This is a genomic window from Streptomyces sp. NPDC056948 (genome assembly GCF_042674225.1).
GTDB classification, from domain to species: domain Bacteria; phylum Actinomycetota; class Actinomycetes; order Streptomycetales; family Streptomycetaceae; genus Streptomyces; species Streptomyces purpurascens.
In genome coordinates, this window is the sequence record NZ_JBHUQX010000493.1 from 1 (window position 1) to 6,272 (window position 6,272).

Consider the following 6,272-nt stretch of genomic DNA (forward strand, 5'->3'; position numbering starts at 1 on the left):
CCCACTCGGGTACGGCGGCCCTCGGCGTATTGATAGACACGTACGGCAGGATGTGCGGCATGCCCAGTGCAGATTCGAAGCAAGCGAGCGTCCACGAACCGGACCCGGTGCGGCCGACCAAGGAGGACGAGGTCGCCGCGGCCGGCAGCGAGCTGATCGGCGGCCCGCTGGGGCGGCGTGCCCTGATCGGGGCGTCCCGGTGGACTCCCGTGCGGGTGATCGCGCTGGTGGCGATCGGCATGTTCGCTCTCGGCCTGGTCCAGAAGGCGCCCTGCTTCAACGGAGCCTGGTTCTTCGGTGTCAGCTCCCAGTACACGCACGCGTGCTACTCGGACATCCCGCACCTCTACCAGGGGCGCGGCTTCGCCGACGGACTCGTGCCGTACTTCGACCGGCTCCCCGGCGACATGCAGTACCTGGAGTACCCGGTGCTGACCGGTGTCTTCATGGAGGTCGCCTCCTGGCTCACGCCCGGCAGCGGCACCATCCAGTACCAGGAGCAGTGGTACTGGATGGTCAACGCCGGGATGCTCATGGTGTGTGCGTCGGTCATCGCCGTCTGCGTGACCCGTACCCATGCCCGGCGTCCCTGGGACGGTCTGCTGGTGGCCCTGGCGCCCGCCTTCGCGCTGACGGCGACCATCAACTGGGATCTGCTGGCGGTCGCTCTGACGGCCGCGGCGATGCTGATGTGGTCACGCGGCCGCTCCCTCGCTTTCGGCGTCCTGCTGGGGCTTGCCACGGCCGCCAAGCTCTATCCCTTCCTGATCCTCGGGCCGCTGATGGTGCTGTGCTGGCGCGCGGGCAGGTGGCGCGCGTTCGGGACGGCTCTGGGCGGCGCGATCGTCGCCTGGGTCGTCGTGAACGGGCCGGTGATGCTCTTCGCGTTCGAGGGCTGGTCGAAGTTCTATACGTTCAGCCAGGAACGGGGCGTCGACTTCGGCTCCTTCTGGCTGATCATGGCCCAGAACTCGGACGACCCGCTCAGCATCGACACCGTCAACACACTCGCCACGCTGCTGATGCTGGTGTGCTCCGCGGCAGTAGCGGCGCTCGCCCTGACCGCCCCGCGCCGCCCGCGGTTCGCACAGCTCGCTTTCCTGATCGTCGCGGCGTTCATCCTCACCAACAAGGTCTACTCGCCGCAGTACGTCCTGTGGCTGGTGCCCCTGGCGGCGCTCGCCCGGCCGAAGTGGCGGGACTTCCTGATCTGGCAGGCCTGCGAGGTGGCCTACTTCCTGGGGATCTGGCTGTACCTCGCGTACACGACCAGCGGAGAGGCCCACAAGGGCCTGCCGACCGACGGCTACCACTGGGCCATCGCCCTGCATCTGCTGGGGACGCTGTACCTGTGCGTCATGATCGTGCGCGACATCTTCATGCCGGAGCGGGATCCGGTGCGCCGGTCCGGCGACGACGATCCCTCGGGCGGAGTGCTCGACGGCGCCGAGGACGTCTTCGTCCTCGGTCCTGCGGCCCGTCCCTCGCGGCACACGACCGCTCACTTCGACGGGGCGCAGGTCCAGTGGGGCAAACAGGACGCGACCGGCGGTTCGCTCTGAGCGAACGATGCGAAAGGCCGTACACGGGAAGCCGTGTACGGCCTTCTTGCTGAGCTGTGCGACCTCAGTGCACCGCGCCGGTCAGCGGTCCATGATCCGGTCGAACTGCGTGGTGGTGTGCCGCAGATGGGCCACCAGTTCCTCGCCGACCTTCGGCTCCGGCGCGTCCGAGGGCACGAACAGGATCGAGACCTGCATGTGCGGCGGCTCGGCGAACCAGCGCTGCTTGCCGCCCCAGACGAACGGAGAAAGGTTCCGGTTGACCGTCGCGAGGCCGGCGCGGGCGACGCCCTTGGCACGCGGCATGACGCCGTGCAGCGCCTTGGGGGCCTCCAGACCCACCCCGTGCGACGTACCGCCCGCCACGACCACCAGGAAGCCGTCGGAGGCCGCCTTCTGCTGCCGGTAGCCGAAGCGCTCGCCCTTGGCTACGCGCGTGACGTCCAGGACCGCGCCGCGGTACTCGGTGGCGTCGTGGTCCCCCAGCCACAGCCGCGTGCCGATGCGGGCACGGAACCGGGTCTGCGGGAACTGCTGCTGGAGACGGGCGAGTTCATCGGCCTTGAGGTGGCTGACGAACATGGTGTGCAGGGGCAGCCGGGCCGCACGCAGCCGGTCCATCCAGCCGATGACCTCCTCGACCGCGTCCGAGCCGTCGGTGCGGTCCAGCGGCAGGTGGATGGCGAAGCCCTCCAGGCGGACGTTCTCGATGGCGGCGTGGAGCTGGGCGAGGTCCTGCTCGCTGATGCCGTGCCGCTTCATCGAGGACATCACCTCGATCACCACGCGGGCACCGACCAGGCCGTAGACGCCGTCTATCGACGAGACCGAGCGGATGACGCGGTCCGGCAGCGGCACCGGCTCCTCGCCGCGCCGGTACGGCGTCAGCACCAGTAGGTCGCCGCCGAAGAAGTCCTTGATGCGCGCGGCCTCGTACGTCGTGCCGACGGCGAGGATGTCCGACCCCAGCCGGGTGGCCTCCTCCGCCAGCCGCTCGTGCCCGAAGCCGTAGCCGTTGCCCTTGCAGACCGGGACGAGCCCAGGGAACTGATCCTGCACGTGCTTGTGGTGCGCACGCCAGCGCGCGGTGTCGACGTAGAGCGTGAGCGCCATGGCCGGACCTGGAACCTTTCTCGTGGCTGTCAGAGGTGCGGGATGAGGGGTGCGTGCGGGGTCAGCGGCGCGACATGTAGATGTCGAGCGCCTTGTGCAGCAGCTTGTTCAGCGGGAAGTCCCACTCGCCGATGTACTCGGCGGCCTGGCCACCCGTACCCACCTTGAACTGGATCAGGCCGAAGAGGTGGTCGGTCTCGTCCAGCGAGTCGGAGATGCCGCGCAGGTCGTAGACGGTGGCGCCGAGCGCGTAGGCGTCGCGCAGCATCCGCCACTGCATCGCGTTCGAGGGCCGGACCTCACGGCCGATGTTGTCGGAGGCGCCGTAGGAGTACCAGACGTGCCCGCCGACGATCAGCATCGTCGCCGCCGAGAGGTTCACGCCGTTGTGCCGGGCGAAGTACAGCCGCATGCGGTTGGGGTCCTCGGTGTTGAGGGCCGTCCACATGCGCTGGAAGTACGACAGCGGGCGCGGCCGGAAGTGGTCGCGCACGGCCGTGATCTCGTACAGCCGCTGCCATTCCTCGAGGTCCTGGTAGCCGCCCTGGACGACCTCGACGCCGGCCTTCTCGGCCTTCTTGATGTTGCGGCGCCACAGCTGGTTGAAGTTCTTGTGGACCTCTTCCAGGGACCGGTTCGCCAGCGGCACCTGGTAGACGTAGCGGGGCTGGACGTCGCCGAAGCCGGCGCCGCCGTCCTCGCCCTGCTGCCAGCCCATGCGGCGCAGCTTGTCGGCGACCTCGAAGGCGCGCGGCTCGATGTGGTCGGCCTCGATGTCGCGCAGCCGCTTCACGTCCGGGTTCTGGATGCCCTGCTTGATGGAGGCGGCCTCCCAGCGCCGGATGATCACCGGCGGGCCCATCTTCACGGAGAAGGCGCCCTGCTGCTTCAGGTGAGCCAGCATCGGCTCGATCCAGTCCTGCAGATTCGGCGAGAACCAGTTGATGACCGGGCCCTCGGGCAGGTAGGCGAGGTAGCGCTTGATCTTGGGGAGCTGCCGGTAGAGGACCAGGCCGGCACCGACGAGCTCGCTCGTCCTGTCGTCGAACCACCCGAGGTGCTCGGAGCGCCACTCCGCCTTGACGTCAGCCCAGGCCGGGACCTGCATGTGGCTCGCCGACGGCAGGCTCTGGATGTAGGCCAGATGCTGCTCGCGGCTGATGGTCCTCAGGGTCAGGCTCATTTCGGGGCGCTCCTCGGGCTGGTGTGTCCCCATGGGTTCAGGGGCTCCGGCTCTCGCGCGAAGCCTACTGCGCCTTGGGAGCGCGCCGGTTGGGCGTACGGAACCTCGCCCCGGGCCCGTGGGTGGCCGGGGCGTCACACGATGTTCAGGTGGGGTGTGCCTGGCGTCAGTCGATGAGCCCGCCGAACAACCCGCCGTGCGCCATGCCCAGGAAGAACCCGACAGCCGAGGCTCCCAGGCCCAGAATCAGGCCGAAGCGCTCACGGGTCGTCTCCGAGATCCACTGGCCGTACGCACCGACGAGAATGCCCACCAGGCCGGTCCAGGAGCTGAGCAGGTGCAGGTCATCGTCGACGAGTGCCGTGACGAACGACGTGATGCCCAGCACCAGGGTCACCGCGAGCAGGGTGTCCTGGAGGGGGTGGGGCTTGCCGTCCGTGGCGAAGAGCCCGCCGGCGGTGTTGGGTCGCAATGCCTGTGCCATAGGGCACCTCCTGCGAAAGTCGGCGCATCGTAGCGCCATACACACCCGATGTGTACAGATTGGCTGCCCCCGCGGCCGGATTTCAACCGCAAGCCGCTGTGCGGGTACTCTGTACCGTCCGCACCGGTGTCTGCCCACATCACGGCAGGGGGTTCTCGACAGAACCCCCGACTGTCAGTGGTGGCCGATACCGTCGGATACGCATCACAACCCTCCTGCCACGGATCGACCGTGGCCGCTGAGTCCAAAGGAGGTGGGTTCCACATGCGTCACTACGAGGTGATGGTCATCCTCGACCCCGAGGTCGAGGAGCGCGCTGTCTCTCCGTTGATCGAGAACTTCCTTTCTGTCGTCCGTGACGGCGGCGGAAAGGTCGAGAAGGTCGACACCTGGGGCCGTCGTCGTCTCGCGTACGAGATCAAGAAGAAGCCCGAGGGCATCTACTCGGTCATCGACCTGCAGGCCGAGCCTGCGGTCGTCAAGGAGCTCGACCGCCAGATGAACCTGAACGAGTCGGTCCTCCGGACCAAGGTCCTCCGCCCCGAGACCCACTGAGCTCTCCCGCTCAGCTGATCCCGGGATTCGAGTAGCAGCACAAGCAGCCAGCAGCAAACCCGCCGAGAGGTTCCCCATGGCAGGCGAGACCGTCATCACGGTGGTCGGCAATCTTGTCGACGACCCCGAGCTGCGCTTCACCCCCTCCGGTGCGGCCGTCGCGAAGTTCCGTGTCGCGTCCACTCCCCGCACCTTCGACCGCCAGACGAACGAGTGGAAGGACGGCGAGAGCCTCTTCCTGACCTGCTCGGTCTGGCGCCAGGCGGCTGAGAACGTCGCCGAGTCGCTCCAGCGAGGCATGCGCGTCGTCGTGCAGGGCCGGCTGAAGCAGCGGTCCTACGAGGACCGCGAGGGCGTCAAGCGCACGGTCTACGAGCTGGACGTCGAGGAAGTCGGCGCCAGCCTGCGCAACGCCACGGCCAAGGTCACCAAGACCACCGGCCGCGGTGGCCAGGGAGGCTACGGCGGCGGCAGCGGTGGCGGTGGCGGCCAGGGTGGCGGCGGCTGGGGCGGCGGCCCCGGTGGCGGCCAGCAGGGCGGCGGCGCTCCCGCTGACGACCCGTGGGCGACCGGCGCTCCCGCCGGTGGCAACCAGGGCGGTGGCGGCGGCTGGGGTGGAAACTCCGGCGGCGGCAGCGGTGGCGGCGGCGGCTACTCGGACGAGCCCCCCTTCTAGGGCGGGCTCGCACCCAAACTTCTTGATCACACAGGAGAATCACCATGGCGAAGCCGCCTGTGCGCAAGCCGAAGAAGAAGGTCTGCGCATTCTGCAAGGACAAGGTCACGTACGTGGACTACAAGGACACGAACATGCTGCGGAAGTTCATTTCCGACCGCGGCAAGATCCGTGCCCGCCGCGTGACCGGCAACTGCACGCAGCACCAGCGTGACGTCGCCACGGCCGTGAAGAACAGCCGTGAGATGGCGCTGCTGCCCTACACCTCCACCGCGCGATAAGGGAAGGGTGACCGACACATGAAGATCATCCTCACCCACGAGGTCTCCGGCCTCGGCGCCGCGGGCGACGTCGTCGACGTCAAGGACGGTTACGCTCGCAACTACCTGATCCCGCGGAGGTTCGCTATCCGCTGGACCAAGGGCGGCGAGAAGGACGTCGAGCAGATCCGTCGTGCTCGCAAGATCCACGAGATCCAGACCATCGAGCAGGCCAACCAGGTGAAGGCCCAGCTCGAGGGCGTCAAGGTCCGCCTGGCCGTCCGTGCCGGCGACGCCGGTCGCCTCTTCGGTTCCGTCACCCCGGCCGACATCGCCTCGGCGATCAAGGCTGCCGGTGGCCCCGAGGTCGACAAGCGCCGCATCGAGATCGGTTCGCCGATCAAGTCGCTGGGCGCTCACCAGTCGTCCGTGCGTCTGC

Annotated in this window: 8 protein-coding genes; 5 read left to right on the top strand and 3 right to left on the bottom strand. The window is 68.3% G+C overall.

The window, feature by feature from the left end; genetic code table 11:
• Positions 1-50 precede the first annotated feature (50 nt).
• Positions 51-1,562, top strand: a complete 1,512-nt coding sequence (locus tag ACFTZL_RS39215) for a glycosyltransferase family 87 protein (RefSeq protein WP_382593585.1) — start codon at positions 51-53, stop codon at positions 1,560-1,562.
• Between the two features lie 81 nt (positions 1,563-1,643).
• Here the strand turns inward: ACFTZL_RS39215 and ACFTZL_RS39220 are convergent, their stop codons facing one another.
• The 3 genes from ACFTZL_RS39220 to ACFTZL_RS39230 all read right to left on the bottom strand — a co-directional run bounded on the left by ACFTZL_RS39220 (position 1,644) and on the right by ACFTZL_RS39230 (position 4,342).
• Positions 1,644-2,675 (bottom strand): alanine racemase, encoded by a 1,032-nt coding sequence (locus ACFTZL_RS39220; protein ID WP_382593573.1) that lies wholly within the window; start codon positions 2,673-2,675, stop codon positions 1,644-1,646.
• Between the two features lie 61 nt (positions 2,676-2,736).
• Positions 2,737-3,858 carry a peptidoglycan bridge formation glycyltransferase FemX gene (gene femX, locus ACFTZL_RS39225; protein WP_382593576.1) on the bottom strand — a complete coding sequence of 374 codons (1,122 nt, stop codon included), beginning with the start codon at positions 3,856-3,858 and terminating at the stop codon, positions 2,737-2,739.
• Positions 3,859-4,024: 166 nt separating this feature from the next.
• Positions 4,025-4,342 (bottom strand): hypothetical protein, encoded by a 318-nt coding sequence (locus ACFTZL_RS39230; RefSeq protein WP_382492239.1) that lies wholly within the window; start codon positions 4,340-4,342, stop codon positions 4,025-4,027.
• Positions 4,343-4,606: 264 nt separating this feature from the next.
• On the opposite strand from ACFTZL_RS39230, the gene rpsF reads away from it, so the two are divergent.
• The 4 genes from rpsF to rplI form a co-directional block, all read left to right on the top strand.
• Entirely contained in the window at positions 4,607-4,897 is a 291-nt protein-coding gene (gene rpsF, locus ACFTZL_RS39235) for a 30S ribosomal protein S6 (RefSeq protein WP_030847098.1), read from the top strand.
• Between the two features lie 76 nt (positions 4,898-4,973).
• On the top strand, positions 4,974-5,573 hold the full coding sequence (locus ACFTZL_RS39240; protein WP_382593579.1) for a single-stranded DNA-binding protein: 600 nt from the start codon (positions 4,974-4,976) through the stop codon (positions 5,571-5,573).
• A 44-nt stretch (positions 5,574-5,617) separates the two neighbouring features.
• Positions 5,618-5,854, top strand: a complete 237-nt coding sequence (gene rpsR / locus ACFTZL_RS39245; protein ID WP_003949403.1) for a 30S ribosomal protein S18 — start codon at positions 5,618-5,620, stop codon at positions 5,852-5,854.
• Positions 5,855-5,872: 18 nt separating this feature from the next.
• The coding region (gene rplI / locus ACFTZL_RS39250; protein ID WP_382593582.1) for a 50S ribosomal protein L9 at positions 5,873-6,272 on the top strand (400 nt) is incomplete at its 3' end.